This window comes from Candidatus Woesearchaeota archaeon (assembly GCA_030651375.1).
Lineage (GTDB): Archaea > Nanobdellota > Nanobdellia > Woesearchaeales > UBA12501 > JAUSFM01.
On the sequence record JAUSFM010000014.1, the window covers coordinates 68,692 to 88,920 of the forward strand.

17 protein-coding genes, 1 tRNA gene and 1 pseudogene are annotated in these 20,229 nt (G+C 48.1%); 13 read left to right on the top strand and 6 right to left on the bottom strand.

Translation table 11 applies throughout. The annotated features are described in order from the left end of the window. Positions 1-509: 509 nt before the first annotated feature. From Q7R76_04430 to Q7R76_04475, 10 genes and pseudogenes are all read left to right on the top strand, one after another. Positions 510-749: pseudogene (locus Q7R76_04430) on the top strand (PEP-utilizing enzyme). A 2-nt stretch (positions 750-751) separates the two neighbouring features. Next, a complete protein-coding gene (locus Q7R76_04435; protein MDO8642802.1) occupies positions 752-2,200 on the top strand; it encodes a PEP-utilizing enzyme in 1,449 nt (482 codons plus the stop codon). A gap of 102 nt (positions 2,201-2,302) precedes the next feature. Continuing rightward, positions 2,303-2,407 (top strand) — tRNA-Pro (locus tag Q7R76_04440). Positions 2,408-2,432: 25 nt separating this feature from the next. Beyond that, positions 2,433-2,783 (top strand): 50S ribosomal protein L37ae, encoded by a 351-nt coding sequence (locus Q7R76_04445; GenBank protein ID MDO8642803.1) that lies wholly within the window; start codon positions 2,433-2,435, stop codon positions 2,781-2,783. Between the two features lie 21 nt (positions 2,784-2,804). After that, complete coding sequence (locus tag Q7R76_04450; GenBank protein ID MDO8642804.1) at positions 2,805-2,939, top strand: DNA-directed RNA polymerase subunit P; 135 nt, start codon at positions 2,805-2,807, stop codon at positions 2,937-2,939. A gap of 1 nt (position 2,940) precedes the next feature. Then, on the top strand, positions 2,941-3,165 hold the full coding sequence (locus Q7R76_04455) for a KEOPS complex subunit Pcc1 (GenBank protein ID MDO8642805.1): 225 nt from the start codon (positions 2,941-2,943) through the stop codon (positions 3,163-3,165). Positions 3,166-3,168: 3 nt separating this feature from the next. Further along, positions 3,169-3,513 carry a prefoldin subunit beta gene (locus tag Q7R76_04460; protein ID MDO8642806.1) on the top strand — a complete coding sequence of 115 codons (345 nt, stop codon included), beginning with the start codon at positions 3,169-3,171 and terminating at the stop codon, positions 3,511-3,513. Further along, entirely contained in the window at positions 3,500-3,754 is a 255-nt protein-coding gene (locus tag Q7R76_04465; GenBank protein ID MDO8642807.1) for a UPF0147 family protein, read from the top strand. The genes Q7R76_04460 and Q7R76_04465 overlap by 14 nt, the downstream gene beginning before the upstream one ends. Before the next feature lie 12 nt (positions 3,755-3,766). Next, on the top strand, positions 3,767-4,348 hold the full coding sequence (locus tag Q7R76_04470) for a mechanosensitive ion channel (protein ID MDO8642808.1): 582 nt from the start codon (positions 3,767-3,769) through the stop codon (positions 4,346-4,348). Between the two features lie 55 nt (positions 4,349-4,403). Beyond that, positions 4,404-5,489 (top strand): hypothetical protein, encoded by a 1,086-nt coding sequence (locus Q7R76_04475; protein MDO8642809.1) that lies wholly within the window; start codon positions 4,404-4,406, stop codon positions 5,487-5,489. 2 nt (positions 5,490-5,491) lie between these two features. On the opposite strand, the gene Q7R76_04480 is transcribed toward Q7R76_04475, so the two are convergent. From Q7R76_04480 to Q7R76_04505, 6 genes are all read right to left on the bottom strand, one after another. Then, positions 5,492-5,998 (bottom strand): hypothetical protein, encoded by a 507-nt coding sequence (locus tag Q7R76_04480; protein MDO8642810.1) that lies wholly within the window; start codon positions 5,996-5,998, stop codon positions 5,492-5,494. A 32-nt stretch (positions 5,999-6,030) separates the two neighbouring features. Then, positions 6,031-6,885, bottom strand: a complete 855-nt coding sequence (locus Q7R76_04485) for a stage II sporulation protein M (protein MDO8642811.1) — start codon at positions 6,883-6,885, stop codon at positions 6,031-6,033. Between the two features lie 7 nt (positions 6,886-6,892). Next, positions 6,893-9,055, bottom strand: a complete 2,163-nt coding sequence (locus tag Q7R76_04490) for an Ig-like domain-containing protein (protein MDO8642812.1) — start codon at positions 9,053-9,055, stop codon at positions 6,893-6,895. Between the two features lie 109 nt (positions 9,056-9,164). Next, positions 9,165-10,670, bottom strand: coding sequence for a hypothetical protein (locus Q7R76_04495; GenBank protein MDO8642813.1), 1,506 nt, complete (start codon positions 10,668-10,670; stop codon positions 9,165-9,167). 284 nt (positions 10,671-10,954) lie between these two features. After that, complete coding sequence (locus tag Q7R76_04500; protein MDO8642814.1) at positions 10,955-12,991, bottom strand: thrombospondin type 3 repeat-containing protein; 2,037 nt, start codon at positions 12,989-12,991, stop codon at positions 10,955-10,957. A gap of 15 nt (positions 12,992-13,006) precedes the next feature. After that, a complete protein-coding gene (locus tag Q7R76_04505) occupies positions 13,007-15,190 on the bottom strand; it encodes a hypothetical protein (protein ID MDO8642815.1) in 2,184 nt (727 codons plus the stop codon). Positions 15,191-15,348: 158 nt separating this feature from the next. Here Q7R76_04505 and Q7R76_04510 point away from each other — a divergent pair, with 158 nt between their 5' ends. From Q7R76_04510 to Q7R76_04520, 3 genes are read left to right on the top strand one after another with little or no spacing between them, the layout of a single operon-like run. Further along, entirely contained in the window at positions 15,349-18,246 is a 2,898-nt protein-coding gene (locus tag Q7R76_04510) for an STT3 domain-containing protein (GenBank protein MDO8642816.1), read from the top strand. 55 nt (positions 18,247-18,301) lie between these two features. Continuing rightward, the gene (locus tag Q7R76_04515) at positions 18,302-19,273 is read left to right on the top strand and encodes an NAD-dependent epimerase/dehydratase family protein (protein MDO8642817.1); all 972 of its coding nucleotides are present in this window, start codon (positions 18,302-18,304) and stop codon (positions 19,271-19,273) included. Positions 19,274-19,286: 13 nt separating this feature from the next. Continuing rightward, positions 19,287-20,228, top strand: coding sequence for a glycosyltransferase family 2 protein (locus Q7R76_04520; GenBank protein ID MDO8642818.1), 942 nt, complete (start codon positions 19,287-19,289; stop codon positions 20,226-20,228). The last annotated feature ends 1 nt before the right edge of the window (position 20,229 follow it).

The window sequence follows — 20,229 nt, forward strand, 5'->3', positions numbered from 1 at the left end:
ATGAAAAAATACAAGCAAGTAATCCAGAAACAGAGTTGAAAGCGCTTGGAGAAAAAGAAAAGAAATACAAAGACATGATGAAACATCTTGCTCAAAAAGTGGCGCCAAAAGAACGTCAACTCATCAAGATCATGCAGGATATTATTTTTTCAAGAAATTATCAAAAAGAGACGGTCAATGAATGTCAGCATCGAAGTGAGCCATTTCTCAAACGAGTCGCCGATCTCGTTGGCATGCCATGGTGGGACTTTTTACATCTGACGCCCAAGGAAGCAGAACAAACTTTGGCAACCCGAAAAATCCCGTCACAAAAGATACTTGATCAGAGAAAAAGAGGATATGCGGTCATCATCGAAAATGGCACCTGTTTTGTTGGAGATGACGTTGAAAAATACGCGGTTTTTGATAATGAACGTGACGATATTCAGACAGTATCAGGAATAATCAAAGGCCAACCGGGATGCAGGGGGAAAGTCGTTGGAACCGTGAGAGTAATCATGAAAAAAGAAGAGTTGGATCGTTTTAAAGCCGGTGAAATACTCGTAACGAGCATGACGTCTATAGATTTTGTTCCGGTTATGAAAAAAGCAAAGGCAATTGTTACCAACGAAGGAGGTATTACCTGCCATGCTGCAATTATCAGCAGGGAGCTCAATGTTCCCTGTGTCATTGGAACCAACATTGCAACAAAAGTTTTAAAAACAGGAGACGTCGTTGAGGTTGACGCCACTAACGGCACCGTGAGAAAACTATGAAAACCACACACGAACTCAAGGAGTACATCAAAAAGAACGTTTGGTACAAACAGGCAGGAAATATCAAAGCACGCTACATCTTCATTCCCTGCAGAGCTGCAGCAAATCATATGAATACAAAAATATCAATATGGTTTGTTAAAGACGGCAAACATCTTGAGTGGCTATGCCCAAGACAAGACTTTACAAACAAGGCACTGGCGACGATTGAAAGCCAGAAAAAAGACCCGGCATTCATAGACAAGGAAATGAAAAAAGCAGAGGAAAAGAGCGCGCTGCTCACTGCGTTTTATGAAGAGTACCGCAAAAAAGATAGTTCACATCTCAACTTGAAAGAGGCATTGAGCGCCGTGAAAAAACTGGAACAGCTCAACTATGACTACTGGCTGCACGCGTACCTGTGTGACACTTTTGATCCGGAAGGAGACGAATTGCTGAAAAAAGAAATACGCCAGCACAATGTAAAACTTGATGAAGATACAGTTTCAGTATTTATGCGCTCAAACTGGCTCAATTTCATGCAGGAGGAAAAGCAGGCATTTTTGAAGATAGCACAAAAAGTACAGCAAAAAAAGATATCACTCACCAAAGCAGAACCTCTTCTTGAACGCCATGCAGAAACGTATTTTTATGTGGACAATAGCTGGGAGCTCACCAAAGTACTCACGGAAAAAGAGTTTATGGCGCGGCTCAACGAAATCCTCAAACAGGATGAAAAAGAAATTGAGACCGAGATTCGGTATCTGGAAACCGACTGGGGGAAAAAACAGGAAGAATTAATAAAAAAATATGGTATTCCTAAAAGTCTGGTTACGGTGCTGTACTTGTTTAGAAACTTGTTCATGCTGCGCGACAAGCGAAAAAAGCACAGCCTCATCAATAATCATTTTTATGATATGTTCTTTTCACGAATTGCAGAGATTCTGGGAATTCCACTTGGCGAAGTTGTCACCATTCTCGCTGAAGATATAAACAAAAAAACAACCGCAGGCGATATCCGCAAAAAAATACGCGAGAGAAAGGAATTTTTCCTTGAAGAATATACCTCCAAAAAAACAACGTGGTACGCGGGAAAAGAAGCTGAAGGTATTGTTGAGGAACTTCAAAAAACATTTGCCAACCATGGTGAAATTAAAGGGACAACGGCGTGTCCGGGAAAAGCGCAGGGGATTGTCCGCATCATCAAGGGCGAAGCGCATTTCTCAAAATTTAACGAGCATGAAATTTTGGTAGCGCCGATGACGCGGCCCGAGTATGTTCCACTGATGAAAAAGGCAGCAGCGATTGTAACTGACGAAGGTGGTGTAACGTGCCACGCTGCGTTGATAAGCAGAGAACTTAAAGTGCCATGTATCGTCGGGACACAGATTGCAACACGCAGATTACATGATGGGGAACTGGTTGAAGTGGATGCGGATAAGGGAATTGTGCGAGTGATTAGGTGAAAATCCCATCCCCTGCGTTTTCTCTTTTTCCCATAGAATAGAGCACTCCCAAACCGCAAAGTTTAAAAAGAGTTCGATGTTTCTCTGATTAACCTTTTAAAAGGGGCTATGGTGTAGCTTGGCTATCATGGGAGGTTTGGGACCTCCAGACCCCGGTTCGAATCGGGCTGTGGATTCCCACAACCTGAGAAAGTCCGGGTAGCCCCATTTTTTGAGGAGGAACTGAATACCAATGGCACTTCCAAAAGAACTCTCAACGATAAAACGGTTCGGCCCGCGATACGGACGAACAACGCGGCACAAAATTGGGCTTATTGAACATGCCCAGCGCCAAAAGCACAAGTGCCCGTACTGCATGCAACTCCGTGTACAGCGGCTTGCAGCAGGAATCTGGCAGTGCAGAAAATGCAATGCGCAATTTACCGGCAAAGCATACCTGCCGGCGAAAAAGAAGATGACGGCACAAGAGCTTATTGCTCAGATTGCAACGCAGGAGCCAGCAGAAACGCACGCACCTGCTGTTGAACAAGAGGCAGAAGCGATAGAAGCCCGTGAAGAGCAGACCGTTTCTCAAGAACAATAAAACGACAAATCATGTGAAACTATGGAATACAAATGTTTTTCCTGCAACCACAAAGTGGGTGATGAGTACCTGCGAAAAAAAATTCGCTGCCCCTACTGCGGAAGCAAGATACTTTTCAAGCCGCGACAAGTTGCAACAAAAGTAAAAGCTGTTTAAGATGATAACAGCAGATATTGTTGTTGATGAACCGGCAGCCGATGCACTGTATCAGGCGGCACTGCCTGAACTGATGACCACGGAACGCGCGGCGATAACGGCGCGCGCTGAAAAAAATCGAGTGATTTTTACGATTAAGTCACAGGACGCAACGGCCTTCCGCGCCGGCATGAATACGCTCATCCAAATCCTTACTGTTTTTGAAAAAATGAAAAAAATAAAGTGACTTATGGCTGAACTCTCCAAAGAAACCGAACAAAAAATTGAGCAGCTGCAGATGCTTGAGCAGAATCTGCGCACGTTTACCGTCCAGCGCCAGCAATTTCAGGCACAGCTTATGGAGATTGATTCTGCGTTGAGTGAAATTGAGGGAACCAAAGAAGTGTTCAAAATTATCGGCGGTGTTATGGTTGCTGCGCAAAAAGATGAGGTCAAAAAGGACCTTGCGAAAAAAAAAGAAGTGCTTGAGCTGCGCATCAAAACTATTGAAAAGCAGGAAGAAAAAATAAAGGAAAAAGCCAGCAGCACGCAGAAGGAAGTATTGAAGGAGATGGGTAAGGATGACGAACGCTGATGATCTGGGGCAAATTCTTGACGCCATTGCTGAGCTGCAGGATGACACCACGGTGCCAAAAAATATAAAGACAAAGTTGCAGGTAATTTCTACGATGATTAAAGAAGAAAAAGCAGACAAGCGCATGGTCATTAACAAGGCACTTGACCAGCTCGGAGAGCTTTCTGAAGATGTCAACATTCAAGCCTACACGCGCACCCAGTTGTGGAACATTGTGTCCATGCTTGAATCAGTATCGTAACGCGGTGAGCACATGATTCCTCTTGTTGATGATATCGTTGTTCTGGCAAAAAAACTATTTCAAGGAGTTTATCTCAATCTGGTTGCTGCTGCGATTATTGTCCTTATCGGATTTATTGTCGGGAAGATCGCCAGCAAACTGGTGTACAAAATTCTGCGCGAACTTGAAGTGCGCAGCGTGCTGAAACAGGCGCGCATTCATGCGCCCGTCGAACGGTATGTCAGCAAGGGCGTGGCGTATCTTATTTATTTTATTGCTGTTATCATGGCGCTGAACCAGCTTAAAATCGGCACGCTCATCTTATCAGTAATTGTGGGCGCGGTGCTTATTGTGCTGGTCATCTCATTTATATTGAGCATTAAAGACTTTGTGCCGAATCTCACCGCGGGAATTTCTCTGTATCGCGCAGGCCTCATCAAAAAAGGAGACACGATTGAAGCGCATGGCGTTGCCGGAATTGTCCGCGACATCACGCTGACCAAAACAAAGGTTGAGACCAAAGAAGGCGACTTAGTGTATATTCCAAACGCGGCCATCATCAAGCAGGGATTTGTTAAAAAGATTAAAAAACAGCACAAGAAGAGAGAGGAATAAAAGCAAGAAGACATTCTTATCTAAAAGTATCTAAAAATGGTGCTGAGGGATATGCGTGCTTGAAGCAAAACTGGACGAAAAACGAGAACGAATCACGAGGGAAATGCGGCCGGAGTATTTGGATCACCTGACGCTGGGACAGGTATTAGTAACGCATATGCTTGACAATTTTACTGGCGAATTGCTTGAGCACGCGCAGGAACTGTTTGTGCAGCGCATCGACGAGGGAGAACGATATATCCAGCGGCTGTTTAACCGGTTTGTCAAAACATTCTTCAACAATAATCTTCCCGGAACCCAACCAGAAATTTGCGCATTTACCAGTTATTATGAGTACCTTCGCTTTCTTTGGAAAGAACGGCCGGCAAAGCGCATTGACCCGCAGCTTGCGCACCTGCCGCCGGAACGTGCTCAAGCGATTGAGTATTATCGGGGATTTGACAGCGAAGGAAAAAAAGCAGCTCAAGACGGATTTTCAAAAGGATTGCAGGATATAGAAGTTTTTCTTGAGGCAGCATATTCAACGAGCGTGGGCCGACAAGCAGCACTGATACTTGCCGGACGAAAAGATACGGACCGCGCTGTAGAAAAAACAGCAGACCGACTGCTGCGGTATGAAATTAACAGCCAGCGGGGGAAGCGAGGAATAACAAAACCGGTAAAAGTGCCAATTGTTGACGACTGGTTCAGAATCAAGATAGTAACGTATGCTCCGTCTGATGTCACGCCGCTGTTCAGAGAGTTTTACCGAAGATTGGGTGACTACGGACTTGAGCCTGACCCGCGGCAGGAAGTACGGGAAAGAAAAGATGGCAGTGGAGAAAAAGGGTTACAGGAACCAGGTGTTGATGACCATTACAAATATGGTGGACGGGACCAACTCATCCAGCTGAAAGCTCGGCCAAAAGGAAAAAACCGGCTGTATGAGATTGTGTTTACGTCAGTCCCTGACCTGTTGGTTGATGAGCGAGAACACGTACGGTTCCGTCAGAATCAGGCAAACGAGCTAAAAAGAGTATTGAATACCCGGCGGGATTATGCTCGCAGGTACGATCAATTTAGGAAACGAGGCGAACAGCTACATACCTTGCTCGATCCGCACCGCAGCAGAATTCTGGTGCCCTGCTCGTATTTCCATTAAAGTTACTCATTCGATGACAACAGCGTTCTCGTCTTGGGAATAAAATTAGCGACTTTCTCATGGTCCGCATGCACTCTGCCGCAGCCAAGAAAATCAGTTCTGTCGCCGGCAGGGCAGGCGATAATGACAAAGCCCTGCTCATCAACATGCTTCTCGAGCGGCTCACCTTTCAGCCATAATGATTTCTCGGTGTCAGAAATAGTGAGCACGTTTTTTGTTGCGTGGGGGCCGACAAGCTGGGAGCCCTCAATACTCAAACGCAACCCACCGGGCACTTGTTCGCCAAAGTACATTCCCATGCGATCAATGCGCAACGAGATCAATATATCAAGGTCAAGCGTGCTGGTCACATTTCGGTTGATGAGGTAGATTTTTTCCTTGCGCGAGAGAAGATAGCCATATTTTTTTTTATCGTCAAATGAACAGCCCCACTGGCGCAGAAGATGCTCGTGGATTTCCTTGACCTGTTTCGATGGCAGAATAGTTATTGAGGTAAAAATCGGATGCATACAACAGTAGACCGAGAGGAAGTATTTAAAAGTTATGATGGAAATCCGGCAAACAGGTCAGCAGTGACATAAATTTCGAGAAATGCCGCTGCAAGAATCAGAATGCATGAAACGAGAAAAAGGTAGAGTGAATCCCGCACCACGTTTTTGAATCCGTCGCTTCCGAATGATTCAGTGAGGAGTGCTTTTGAAACAACGCCGCCGGCAATGGCGGCAAGAATGAAGCCGGCAAGTTCAGGAACGAGGTGGGTGCCAAAGATGAGAATGATTTTGAGGCCGCCGCTAAAATCAGTTGCAAGATAGCGCAGGATAAGAACGCCGAAGGAGGCAAACACGCTTGCGTTCAGCACAATGAGGAAGAGTGCACCAGCGCCAAAGACAACCGAGAGAAAGAATGCAATCAGCGCAACGGACAAATTATGCTGGACAATACCCAATGCATTCGGCACCGTTGGCACGTTTGTCGTCGAAAAGAAATGATCAAGGGTTTTGGTGGTGATGCCTTCCCGTGTGCTCAAAAAATCAAGCTGGTAGTTGAAAATAAGCGGAACTTTGTCAGCAGCAAGCACGCCGAGCACGACAAAACCGATAAACGCCCCGAGAAAAATAAGGATATACACTTCAATGATGGTACGGTGATTTTTCAGGAATGAGAAAATTCCTGATTCGGGCTGTCTGCTCTCAAGTCCCTCTTCATGGCTCAACACGCCAACAAACGTCGGCACCATGAGCAGTGTCGTCAAGAAAAGCATGGCAACAGACACGCTATTTTCGAAAAAAAACAGTGTCGCAATAATGTATCCGATAATGGAGTACATAAACCCGAGAAAAAAAGAAACATACGGCCGGTCAAGGAGCCAGCCGGTGTTGATGTCTTCAAGAACCATGCGTCACCTATTTTCCAAGCCGTGAGCGAAGATACTCGTCAAGGTCGAGGTCATGGCGTGTCGTGTTTTGTTGAATTGGCTGCTGGAATGAGGGGCTGAACGCAGACTCTGGAGAATGGGGAGGAGAGGAATCACGAACGGTATCACGCACCTGGACGACTGGCCCTTCAGGACCGCGTGAAATATAGACGAGCACGCCAAGCACCAGCATGACAACGAGAACAGTCCATATCAGTTTGGAGTTTTTGATGAGTGCATTGGTGAGGAATCCGCCTGCACGGCCAACACCGACATCGCCGGAACTATCTGCAGAGGTGGATGCAGAAGCTGTGCTGGTGCCGGATGAGGTGCCAGACACCGACGAGGATGGAGATGAGGAAGAAACAGATGCTGCTGATACGCCTGAACTCACGCCGGAAGTGCCTGATGCTGCTGAACCAGGGGAAGATGACGATGGCGCGCCACCTGATGAACGGCTCACGCCGCGGCCTGAACCCGGTGCACCGCTTGAGGGTGCTGATGCAGCACTCGACTCAACCGTCACGGTTGTAGTCCCATTATAAGTAATGCCATTTCCTGCAAGCACCTGCGCAGTGAGGGGATAACTACCTGCAGTTTCTGGGGCGGAAAAAGTATAGCTGAAAGCGCTCTGGTTATCGACGGGAACGAACAGGCTACTGCCATCCGGAAGCATGAGCCGAACACTTGATTCTTTGATGAGCGACGCATTGTCCATACGAACAATTCCTGCAAAGGTGAGGTCATGTCCGGCTGCAACTGTCGATGGTGTTGTTAGGTTAATAATATAATTGTAGGTCACGGTGTATGAGACTGTATTGATTGCACTATGGCCCACGCCATCTTCGGCCTGCACCGACAAGGTGTAAGCACCCAATTCGGTTGTTGATTCTGGAGCAACAGTAAACGCATAGGAGTTGCCATCTGACGACGATGGAATGGTTTGGTTTGCCGTTGCATTGAGCACCACCTGCGCGCTGACTTTTGAAATGCCGCTAAAGTCTGAAATGGTTGCAGGAAGCGTGTTTGAACGGCCGCGAATTACTAACGGAAGCGAAGAAAACGAAACCGTTGGTGGTGCCGTATCAACTTTAACGGTACGTACGGTACTTTGTCCGGTGTTGCCGGCGAGGTCGGTGCATGACACGCTCCATTGGTGGCTGCCGTCGCTTGCATTGGCCGGCGTGGTGGCGAGCGTCGATGATTGAGTAAGTGTAAGTGTTGCTGCAGATGAGCCATCAACAAGAACAACGCAGGAGACTGATGGAGAAACAGTGTCGTTTGCAGCAAAGGAAAGATTTGGTACGCTGGGAATGAAAGCATTGTCAGCAGGGCTCAACGCAATCACCGCTGGTGGTGTGTTGTCGATGGTAAAATTTCCGCTGCTTACGGTGGTTTCGCCGCCGTTTGACGACGATATAAATGAAAAGCACACTGATGCGCCTTCGGCAAATCCGGAAAAGTCTGCGGTGGCAGAATAATTATCAGGCGTATCTGCTGCTTTTCCAAGCACCTGCGTCACGGTCGTATTTCCTTTGCACTGGCTGAAATTGAAGCCGACTGATGCAACGCCTGATTCAGGGTCAACAGATTGAGTACTCGCGGAGCTCTGCACGCTGCGAAGATATCCATTTTGAGGGGGGTAGAGATTTGAAAGAATCGGCGCTGTGGCATCGTTTTTGATGGTGACGTTCACGAGATTCGTTGTTTGGACATTTTTGTTGTCAGTGGTGGTGATGGACCATTGTTCTGCAGTGTCGTTCGTAACTTTGGGAAGCATGGCAGTAAATTGGAGATAGGTATAAATTACAAAACTGCCTTTTGGAATGCTATTGTTTTGCCAGAGCAGACTCGATGAGCCGGTAGCAATATCCCATCCCTGATTAAAGCTCGAGTCATTGGTTGCGGTGAGGGTATTCAAGCTGGGAGCACTGAAATTGATCTGGTCAATTGGTTTTAGAATGTGTGATGTGGTGACGGTGAAATTAAAAAGGTGTGATGTTCCTTCGTAAATAGTAATGGGCGCGAGCTCAAACGATGTGCCTGCAGCAACCGGCAGCGCGCCAAACAGAATAAAAATAAAGAGAATGATAAAGAGACTAAAAAGTGTCGAAATACTACGTACTCTACATCCATCACCTCTTTGCTCCATGCATGATTAATGAAGGCTTTTTTCTTTATAAATATTGCGGTGAATATGCACGAGAAAATGAAGAGAGTAGAATAAAAAAAGAGAAGATAAAAATAAAAAATTTAAAATTTTAGTAGTACGCCTGTCCTGCAAGTGGCTCTTCGCCATCGCCTTTGCGCGAGCGCGCGAATGCAATGACCAAACCAAGCACAATCAAGACGACAATCAGCACGATAAGGCCAACTTCAAGGCCTCTTCGCAAGTCGCTCTGGGGTGCAGTGGTACTGCCTTCAACAACGTTCGCAGTGAGCGACATTTGCTGGAGCAGTTTGTCTGCAGCTCGGACTTCAACAGCGAAGGTGTGTGCGCCGACTTGTGCATCCTCGCGTGCAGAGACATAGACATAAACAGTCTCTGATGCGCCGGATTCAAGCGTCACCACATTGCTCGGGCTGAGCTGTACGGTTGCGAATGGTTCAGTGCCGGTTACGCCAACGACGTAGTTCTTTGCTACTGCGCCTTGGTTTGCAATGGTCACTGGATAAATCGCGCCGCCTTGTCCCTTGACGACATCCTGCATTTCAGGGCCGACCGTGATAACGGTTTTTCCCTTTTGCGAAGATGATTGCGGTTCAGCTGGCTGTTCGCCAGGCTGCGCTGCGTCTTGGTAGCTCGGATTCACGACTTCGATTTTTGTAATCGTTGTTTCCTTCTTGGTGTAATCGTCGTACAATGCTTCAACCACAACATCATAGATGCCGGGTTTTGCATCAGCAGGGATGCGCAGGTAGATTTGTTCACTCGTTACCGAGTCATCTTCTGAGCCGCCGTCGATCTGGTCGATGAAGTCTGCGCTTTCAGCTGCAAGGCCGAATGCAGGCACTTTTGCAACAATCTTGATTCCTTCTTCATCTTTTTCACCGAGATTCTGGACACGTGCCATGACGGTGAATGGTCTGCCGGCAAGCACTTGCCTACTCGGGCTGATGACCACATCGCGAATCACGACATTGTGACGCTGTGCTTCAATCTTCAGGTCAAACTGGTACTGTGCTACGGACAGGCCGCGTGCGGAAACCAGCAGATTGAGCTTGTACTCATCGCCATCTTCGAGATTGAGATTTTGTGGAACCTGGAGTTCAAATTCAACATCGTCCCGTGTTTTTGCCTCAAGGTCAAATGTTTCAGAGACCTGGACAAGTGGGAAATGTTCGTCACCGGTAATCCATGCGAGAACTGCGGCGTTGCGCACATCCTCAGCTGCGTTGATAGGTGTGAACACGCCCGGAACGCCGTTTGCACAGGCACCGTTTGCATCAGGAACAACAATATTGTTGTTTTGATCTCTGATTGGGTTGTTGTTTGCATCAAGGCATGCAGGCTGTTGTGCGCCAGGCCAAGTGGTCGAGGCGATTTTGAGTCGGATGCTTATTTTTTCACCGCGCTCGAAAGTATCTTTGATATCGCCACCGTTGGTGACTTCGTCGCCGTTAATCTTGACAAATTCAACGACTACGCCCGGGATGTCAACGACTGCACTAGGCGGCACTGCAGCAACAGCTACAATGGACGTCAAAAACAGCATGATCATCACCAGCGCATTCAGAATTGTTTTTGCGTTGGTTCTTGCGTTCATAGGAATACCCCCTCCAGATTTGTTGAATATCATTGATGTTTTAGTTTTGATTTTTTATTTGATATTTTTTATACAATGTGCGTTGTTTGCTGTTCGTTGTCGTCAACCTCTGTATGCGTAAACAGACGGTGTTATTTAAACCTTTTGATTGGTTAGTATCCGTGAGTAGTTAATAAGCTTTTCTGTGATGCACTAGCGAAATTATTTTAAACCATCGCAGTGTTTAATCACTAAACGAGCACTACTCGTTCTTGTTTATCATCTATATTCTAATCTATAGTTTGTCAGTTCGTTGAGCGAATCAGCAGCGGATGATAAGATACTTTGGTCAGCTGGTTTTCATCCGTCAGCGCAACCTGAATCAAATAATCTCCCGGCTGTGCGTCAGGAGGAACATCAACAACCAATCGTTTTGTCACGGTTTCTCCGGCCGCAATGCTGTTCAGCACGACACGCTGCTGCAAGGGGATATCATATGACACAACACTTAGCCTGAGATTGTGAAGTATTTCCACACCTGTATTTGTCAGGCCAACAGAAACCAACAGTTGATCGCCGGGCATGGCCTCGTTGAAACCAGCGCTGGCGCTTTCAAAGACGACACCACCAAGACGAACATCGCGCTCGCCATCAAGTGTGCCTGAATGCAAACGAATGCGCACGGATGCGCGCGCACTATCGCCGTCGTGATCAATGACGTGGACGGTTACATCACGGCGTCCAGATTTTTCAAAGACGTGCTCAATAGTATTAGTATTTGTTTCAATAGCTGTACCGTCATCAAAGTCCCAGATGAAACGGAATGGCCCATCGCCACCAACAACCGTGGCAGTAAAGATCACGCGTGCAGGCGTTGATTCAGTGTGAACATCTGCATCGATAGAAACGCTTGGAATACGAGTATGTGCCACGGGCACAACAGGAGGAATCGGAGGTATCGGCGGCACAACAGGACACACATTCGCACAAACACCGCCACAATCAACACCAAGCTCACCAACATCTTGCACACCATTGTTGCATTGGTTCACCGGCGGTACAACAGGACAGACATTTGCGCACACGCCGCCACAATCAACACCAAGCTCACCAACATCTTGCACGCCATTCGCGCACTGATTTACTGGCGGCTGTTGTGGATTGATAGTGAAATGAAATTTGAACGGCCCAGCCCCAGTATTTCCGGCTGCATCAGTACATTGTACATTCCATTGGTAATTTCCTGGAGGAATATTATTAGGCACAAATGTATTTGCTCCCTGATTCATCTGCACGGGATTGCCCATGAGACGGAAGTTGCCATTAATGTCACTCATAAATTGGCAGGAAAGCTGGCCGGGTTCGTTGTCGGTTGCAGTGAAGCGAAACAGGGGAAGATTACCCTGATTCAGCACCGCGTTGTCGACCGGATCAATAAGTGTTATCGTCGGCGGGGTGTTGTCGCCCGCAGGTTGCGGAGGTTGAGTGTTTATGGTAAATGTTGCAACGGCAGAAACGCCGCGGTTTCTGTTGTCATCAATACAGGCCGCAAACCATTGGTAGGTTCCGTCAGGAACATTCTGGACGGTGAAACGGTTGCTGGTGAAGCCGGTGAAAAAATCAAAAAAGGCAGTGAGGCCACGGAACCGCGTGATTGTTTGTATGCCACCACCGTTGACGTCTGAAAACATCTCGCAATCAAGGCGAACGTCCCAGTCATCGACAACAACAAAGTTGAAATCGACCGTGCTGCTTCGGAGTACGCTGCCATGTACGGGGTTGCGCAACGTTATACGGGGCACATTGTTGTCGCGGCATTCAGGCGCTGCGAGTGCACCATTTCCGAGCGGGCATGCGTCACGTGCATCGGGTTGACCGTCGCCGTCATCATCGGAATCGCATGCGTCCCCGATGCCGTCACCGTCAAGGTCTTCCTGATTCGGATTTGGAACTAAAGGACAGTTATCATGAGCATCAAGCGCACCATCATTATCGTCATCGTCATCGCATACATCGCCGACCATATCGCCGTCAGTATTTGTCTGATCACGATTTGGAATACGCGGACAGTTGTCACGCGCATCAGGAATGCCGTCGCCATCTGCATCAGCGACATCAGGTGCCGGCTGTTGAGGAGCGGGATCGCATGCATCGCCCAAACCGTCGTGGTCAGTGTCGAGCTGGTCGGGATTGAAAAGAACTGGACAGTTGTCCGTATTTCTTCCGTTGGCGAGCAGAATTTCTGGCACGCCGTCACGGTCAACATCTCCTAAGAGTGCGTGAGCCGTCAACGGCTGGACAATGAGTACGAACAATACGAACAATGCGATGTATGGTTTCATGCGAATCCTCCAAAATTAGTTAACGAGCAGTTCGAGCGTGAGCAGCAGGCGCGTGTCATGTATGGTTTCTTCAAGCTGGGCTTTGCGTCCGTTGCTTGTTTCGCCAAACGTAGTGGTATGTGCAACACCGATGCCGAGCGTGTTGAGCCGCTGCTGGTCAAGGAAGTACATGCCGCGCACATTTCCAGCGAGTAAAATCGAATGACGCTCCTCGCGCGTCTCTTGCACTGCGGCACTCATCTGGTCATACGTTCCACCGATGCTTCCTGCAAAGCCAATTTCACTGAAGCGTACACGGAGTGCAGCGTCGAGTTTTCCGCTGGGGCCAACATCATAATCAATTCCATCTGTATTAGTTTCGTGGTTCACGCCAGCGCCGCCAAGAAGCTGCACGTTGTAATCAGCGCCAGAAACGGATGCGAGCGCGTAGTCAAATCCGAGTAGGGCAAGAACACGCATCATGCGTTGTTCATTTTCCGTGAGCGCGCTGCCGGAAATACGTGCGCTGTCGATCGATGCTGCAGCGCCAACACGCAGGCTTTTGACGGCAAGAGTGATGTCTGTTCGTTGCCCTTCCAGCTCACGGAGATAAGCAAGTGCCAGTGCAACCTGAGTCAGAGTACCTTCATAGGTAAATGCGCCGAGAGTTTTTCCGTCGCGTGCAACAACACCGGTGCCGTTGTTGATGGTGAAATAGGAACCGTGGACATCAACGGCAAGGGTGTCGATGCTGCCGGCGACAACGCCAACAGTTCCTGCAATGCCGACACCTGCAGCATTGGCAGTTGATTCAATTCCCTGTGCGCTAAACCGATCAGCTAATGAAAGCAGTGCATATGCTGGAGCCACCGATCCGTGGAAATTCTGCCGGAGAGGTGCAAGAATTCCTGCTGCTTCGTCGTCAAGTGCAACATATGGAGACGATGGTGATGAATGAGTGGACGATTCAGCGCCAGACGCGGGAATTGCAGGCGAAGGAGTTGTTGATGAAGGTACGCTGCCTGCCAATGGCAATGTAGGAGTAGGTGTTGAGCTGACACGGAGAATGTATACTTTTTCATCACCTTCAAGTGCTTTTCGCGCTGGAGGTGAAAGCCGTTGCGTTCCGGTGTACTGGTTTTGCACGCGCACCGTTCCGGTCCAGCCCGGAGCCAACTCAAACGACCGGTCGAGATCGGTTGTTCTATCGCCGTCCATATCGACGAAATGAGTGAAGTTTCTCGTGTCACCACTATTTCTTGGGATGTATATTCCTGGGGTGAGCTCGAAGGCAGTGCCGTTTCTCTCGACAGTCGCCAGTGGCGTGCCGGTTGCTGGATTCATCTGCACAAAAACGATATCGCCGGGAGTGCCGTATGTTTGAATTGCTGATGCCTGGCGTTGTTCCTCGCCCATCAATTTTGCGTGTAATGCGCCGAAGTTTATTGATTGTAAAAGCGCAACCGGAAGCGTGAGTGTTTCACCGCGCTTCCAAATGGGTGCAGTAATGTCATACCGTGTTTTCACGCGGCCCGTGAGTGCCTCCCCAACGCCGCCATATTTTGTTCGGTGGGATTCCAAGTCATAGGTAAATTCTAACCGCATGCCACCGCCGCTGTCAGCGCCTGCGGAAAAAATTGAGATGAGCGCAGGATCAATCACATCACGTCCGGCCACAGTGGTGGTATGATGTGTTGTATAGAATGTGGCAATATCAAGGTAGGCAATTCCGCGGGCAATAAGCCCAATTGATTCGGAGGTAAGAGGAATGTCAAAACTTGAAAAAAGGTCGCCGAATTTGTAAAGCAGCCAGTTGTTGGTATCCTGTGAGTCGGCGTTTTTAATCGGTGTTTCAAGGCGAAGGCGGAGATAGGTGCCATCAACGCCGTCGCAGGTAACTGCATTTCTCGTCAGCCATGCCATGTAGGTTGGATTTGCGCAGATTTTAGCGAAGTCTGAAATATTTTGTTGCAGTGCAGCATCCGCAGATGGCTGTGCGGATCCAGACGCAGATGATGCGGGGGATGTGGATGACGATGCTGCAGAAACTGGTGCAGCTGATGTCGCTGCTGTTTGTGCTAATGCGCTTCCAGAAAAGGTGAGTGCTGCTGCACTGCCGACTGCGGCGAGTGTAGAGCGAAGCGTAGGAAAATGATCGGTAAGATTGGTAAAGAACGTGTGAACTCGGTCAGCCAATGTACTGGCATGCTGAAGATTCATGTGCTACCCCCGTAGACAGTGTGTTATCTCTACCACCCCCCATTTGATTAACTATTTGTGAGTAATAATAAGTTCTATATAAACCTTTCTCTCGGTTGCAATGGTTATATTAAAAACGACAAAACTTTTATAAAAGGCAAAGAAGCGACACAGGGTTAATGACAACGATGAAAACAGATGAGGGAAAAAACGAGAAAAAAGAGGAAGCAACCATATCGCCTCAATCATCGTCGCCGAACGATTCTAACGATATAACTGTTGATTTTTCAAAGATCTGGCATTCAGCAAAACAGTTTCGCAAAAGCAGTTTCCTAAAAACTGCACTTGCTGTTCTTTTGCTTATCATCCCGCTTATCTTGAGCATATATATTCGTGCACAGCCGATCGGCCTCACCGTAACAAAGGACTGGGCACACAATGCAGTTGATAACGCACTCCGCAACCAGCTCAGCGCAAAAATTGACGAGCAGTATGGAAACGTGCCGGTGGAAAGCAAGCAGCGAATTCTGGACAAGGAGTTCAGTAATTTTGTCGACCGCAACCCGAACCAATACCAATCCCAACTCAACTATTTTGCGGACCAGTACAAGAGTCAATTTTCTGCCCCTGACGGTACGGCATATCTCGGTGATATTGATTCATATTTATGGCTGCGCAAGGCGCAGAATATTCTTGACCATGGCAACGCTGGCACTGAAATTCGTGACGGCAGGACTTTTGACGGCTTCCTCGTTGCGCCAAACGGCGATTTTACTGCTGACAACTGGCACCCGAGGTTTATCGTTATGGTGTACAAATTTATTTCATTATTCAAATCAGTGAGCCTTGCCTACGCCCAGTTTTATGTGCCCGTCATTGTCGGCGCGCTGGCAACGCTGTTTGCGTTTCTCATCGGCAAAAAATTGACCAACTCGTTTGGCGGCTTTTTCGCAGGAATGATTGCCGCGGCAAATCCGGTTATTGTCTCGCGCACTGTTACCACTGATTCCGACAGCTACACGGTGCTGTTTCATTTTTTGGTTATATGGCTGTTCCTGCAGGCGCTCACTGCTGGTTCGCTGAAAAAGAAAGCCATGTACGCAGGCCTGCTTGGCTTGTCCTTGAGCGTGTTCAGCATGATATGGGAGGGATGGTGGTATAGTTTTGACCTGATGCTGTTCGTGCTCGTTGCGCTGGCAGTGTATTATATAGTGATGGAATGGCGAAAAAAATCGTTGGCCACGATTCGTAGCCATGCACACCTAAAAACAATCGGCATCGTCTTACTCGGCCTGGTGTTGAGCAGTTTCCTCTTTGTCAGCCTGTTCCGTTCACCATCATATTATATACATATTCAGAGCAGCATCTTCACGGTTCCTTTTACGCTGCAAGACGCAACCAAAGTCAGCCTGTGGCCAAATGTATACACCACAGTTGCTGAGCTCAATCAAATCGACGTCAGCAACATTATGCCTCAGCTCGGCAGCGGCCTGCTCGTCGTGCTCGGGTTTTTTTCGATTGCGTTGCTTGCGCTGTATAAGCGCAGTTATTTCTTTGCTCTCGGCGGGTTAGCATGGTACGCAGCGGTGTATGTTCTCTTCACGCGAGGTGTAGCTACAAACACCGTGCTTCTTGCCGTACTGCTCGGCCTCCCGGTACTCGGCTTCGTGATACTCTCGCTGGCACGCAAAAAAGAGATTCCTCTTATTCGTCTGGCAAGTGCCCTGTTGTTCGTGCTCTGGGTCGGATCAATGTTTTATGCATCAACCAACGGTATCAGGTTTGTCGTCCAGATCGTGGTTGGCTTGGCACTGCTTATGGGCGTTGGTGTTGGCACGCTTGTCACTGCCCTGCCCCAAGCTGCTGAACAACTCATGCAGACAGAGACATTCAAAATAAAATCTGCCCAGAAATATGTCACGCGCATGGTTATGCTTATCACGGTCATTTTTTTCTGTTTCATCCTCATTGCGCCGGCCAAAGCAGGCATTTCAATGGGCCGCGACCAGGCGCCGATTTTTGACGACGGCTGGTATAATACTATGATGAAAATAAAAAGCGACACTGCGCCGGATGCTATCATCACGTCATGGTGGGATTTTGGCCACTATTTTAAGGCAATCGGCAACCGTAGGGTCACCTTTGACGGCGGCACCCAAAATCGCCCACAAGCGCACTGGGTTGGAAAAATTCTGCTCACGAGTGATGAGGATGAAGCACTCCACATTTTGCGCATGCTCAATTGCGGCGGAAATAATGCGTTTGACAGCATCAATAAAATTTTTACCGATCCGCTCAAATCAATCAAACTCACGTATGGCCTTCTGCGGCTCGACAAGCAAAAAGGCACTGCTGCCCTCGAAAAAATAACAAACAAGGAAGACGCCCAACGCATTGCAGGATACTTGTACTGCACGCCGCCAGAAAGCATTTTTATCACCAGCGAAGACATGCGTGGCAAGGGAGGGGTATGGTCTCACTTCGGCAGTTGGGACTTTGAGCGCGCAAAAATATGGCTTGAAATAAAAAACAAGAACCGTGATGACGCCATCGAATACCTGCAAAAAGAATTCAACTACCCGCCAGACCAAGGGGAAAAAATCTATAACGACATCCAGCAAATTCCAAACCAGCGTGAGGCAAACACATGGATTACTGGCTGGCCAAATTATATGAATATTGGAACGTGTGAAGATGATGAAAAAGACACAACGTCAATGCGGTGCACGGCGTCAGTTAACTCAAACAGAGTAGTTCTGCGCATCAACAAGGACACGAAAGACGTCTTTGCCGAAAATAGTGCAACCAAGCAGCATCCGAACGTCATCGTCTGGCAAGACGCCACGGGATTCCATGAGCGCAGATATGACAAAAACACGCTCGAAATCGGCGTTGCACTCATCGGCAACAACATTCTTATCATGGACAAAGACCTTGCAGCAAGCATGTTTACCCGGCTATTCTTTTTCCAGGGCGGCGGACTAAAACATTTCACGCTCCTTGCCGACGAACAGAGTACCACAACTGGAAAAATCTTTGCGTGGAAGGTTGCCTGGCCAAAAGAGTGGCTGAACTGACGCCCGACCAGCAGAACCAGCAGCTTTTTAATTCCCTTGTTTTTTCGTGAGCAGCATGGAACCAATACTTGTCACGGGCGGCGCGGGCTTCATCGGCAGCCATGTCTGCAAAAAACTGCTTGAAAAGGGCTATCGTGTTGTGTGTGTTGATAACCTGAACGATTATTACAATCCTGACATAAAAAAGAAAAATGTTGAGCATCTGTGCGCACATGCAGAATTTGTTTTTTACCATGCTGACATTCTTGATGTTCGCGCGCTTGATATTGTATTTGAAAAGGAACACCCGACACGAATCATCCATCTCGCTGCACGCGCCGGTGTGCGCCCATCGCTGGAACAGCCGAACTTGTACGCCAATGTCAACATTCGCGGCACGCTCAACGTGCTTGAGTGTGCACGTCGCCAGGGCATACGCCGTGTGGTGTTTGGCTCGTCGTCAAGCGTCTACGGCCTCAACACAACAGTTCCTTTTTTAGAGACTGATGATGTTGCCAACCAAGCAAGCCCCTACGGCGTTTCAAAGCGCGCCGGTGAACTGTATTGTTACAATTATCACCATTTGTATGGCCTCAGCATTGCGTGCCTCCGCTTTTTTACCGTGTACGGCCCGTCAGGCAGACCAGATATGGCACCGTATAAATTCACAAAGCTTATAAGTGAAGGGAAATCCATCGAGCTGTTTGGGGATGGCACGTCGCAGCGGGATTACACCTATGTTGATGATATTGTACAAGGAGTTGTTGCGGCGCTCGAGCATCCGGATATCGGATTTGAAATCATTAACCTGGGCGATTCGCGCCCGGTGCCGCTGAAACAATTCATTGCTATCACCGAAGAGGCAGTGGGAAAAAAAGCGAGCATTGTGCACCAGCCCTTTCAGCATGGCGATGTCCCAGTAACATTTGCAAACATCGAAAAGGCCCGCGCGTTGCTGGGCTATGCGCCAGAAACACCGCTCGAACAGGGAATGGCACACGTTGTTGCGTGGTTCAACGAACAGAAAAAGAAAAAACAAGAAAAATAAACAGGTAAAACGTATGAAACAGATTGACCTCAGCATTGTTGTACCGGCATATAATGAAGAAAAAAACATGCAGCCGCTCTATGAAAAAATCAGCGCAGTCATGCAGCGCATAAAGCGCTCGTATGAAATTATTTTTGTCGATGATGGCAGTACCGACGGAACCCTACGCGAATTAGAAGCATTCCGCGACTCGCACGTTATCGTCATTAAGTTCAGGAAAAATTTCGGCCAGACTGCTGCGCTGGACGCTGGCTTCAAGTCAGCTCGCGGAAAGATTCTCGTGCCGCTTGATGCTGACCTGCAGAACGACCCCGAAGACATCCCGCGCCTTGTTGCAAAACTTGAAGAGGGCTATGACGTGGTGTCCGGCTGGCGCGTGAAGCGCCGGGACTCGTGGGCGAAAAAAATTGTTTCCCGCGGCGCAAATCTGTTGCGGAAAGTGTTGCTCCAAGATACGATTCACGACTCAGGATGCACCCTAAAAGCGTACCGGCGTGAATGTTTTGAACATCTGACATTATATGGAGAGATGCACCGTTTTATTCCTGCCCTGCTCGGGCTTCGCGGATTCAAAATAACTGAACTGCAAGTGCGCCACCATCCACGCGCCCACGGAAAAACAAAGTACAGCATCAAGCGGGTGGTCAAGGGATTCCTCGACATGCTGGTGGTGACGTTTTGGATGAAATACTCGACACGGCCTATTCACCTGTTTGGCACGCTGGGAATTTTTACGACGTTCATCGGATTTCTCATCGGGGTGTACCTAACGGTGCTGAAACTTTTTTTCAACGAGCCCATTGGCAATCGGCCGCTGCTCCTGTTAACCATCATGCTTATTGTGCTCGGCGCACAGTTCGTTATTTTTGGGCTCATGTCAGATATCCTGGTCAAAATTTATTACAAAAACGAGCCGACGTACGCAATTGAAAAAATGCACAAAAAGCAAAAATGAT

Bases quoted from the DNA above. Each gene is read 5' to 3' on its own strand.
- Q7R76_04515 (MDO8642817.1), top strand. From the start codon at position 18,302: ATGGAACCAATACTTGTCACGGGCGGCGCGGGCTTCATCGGCAGCCAT.
- Q7R76_04490 (MDO8642812.1), bottom strand. From the start codon at position 9,055: ATGGAGCAAAGAGGTGATGGATGTAGAGTACGTAGTATTTCGACACTT.
- Q7R76_04470 (MDO8642808.1), top strand. From the start codon at position 3,767: ATGATTCCTCTTGTTGATGATATCGTTGTTCTGGCAAAAAAACTATTT.
- Q7R76_04510 (MDO8642816.1), top strand. From the start codon at position 15,349: ATGACAACGATGAAAACAGATGAGGGAAAAAACGAGAAAAAAGAGGAA.
- Q7R76_04450 (MDO8642804.1), top strand. From the start codon at position 2,805: ATGGAATACAAATGTTTTTCCTGCAACCACAAAGTGGGTGATGAGTAC.
- Q7R76_04435 (MDO8642802.1), top strand. From the start codon at position 752: ATGAAAACCACACACGAACTCAAGGAGTACATCAAAAAGAACGTTTGG.
- Q7R76_04505 (MDO8642815.1), bottom strand. From the start codon at position 15,190: ATGAATCTTCAGCATGCCAGTACATTGGCTGACCGAGTTCACACGTTC.
- Q7R76_04520 (MDO8642818.1), top strand. From the start codon at position 19,287: ATGAAACAGATTGACCTCAGCATTGTTGTACCGGCATATAATGAAGAA.
- Q7R76_04460 (MDO8642806.1), top strand. From the start codon at position 3,169: ATGGCTGAACTCTCCAAAGAAACCGAACAAAAAATTGAGCAGCTGCAG.
- Q7R76_04495 (MDO8642813.1), bottom strand. From the start codon at position 10,670: ATGAACGCAAGAACCAACGCAAAAACAATTCTGAATGCGCTGGTGATG.
- Q7R76_04465 (MDO8642807.1), top strand. From the start codon at position 3,500: ATGACGAACGCTGATGATCTGGGGCAAATTCTTGACGCCATTGCTGAG.
- Q7R76_04480 (MDO8642810.1), bottom strand. From the start codon at position 5,998: ATGCATCCGATTTTTACCTCAATAACTATTCTGCCATCGAAACAGGTC.
- Q7R76_04485 (MDO8642811.1), bottom strand. From the start codon at position 6,885: ATGGTTCTTGAAGACATCAACACCGGCTGGCTCCTTGACCGGCCGTAT.
- Q7R76_04455 (MDO8642805.1), top strand. From the start codon at position 2,941: ATGATAACAGCAGATATTGTTGTTGATGAACCGGCAGCCGATGCACTG.
- Q7R76_04500 (MDO8642814.1), bottom strand. From the start codon at position 12,991: ATGAAACCATACATCGCATTGTTCGTATTGTTCGTACTCATTGTCCAG.
- Q7R76_04445 (MDO8642803.1), top strand. From the start codon at position 2,433: ATGGCACTTCCAAAAGAACTCTCAACGATAAAACGGTTCGGCCCGCGA.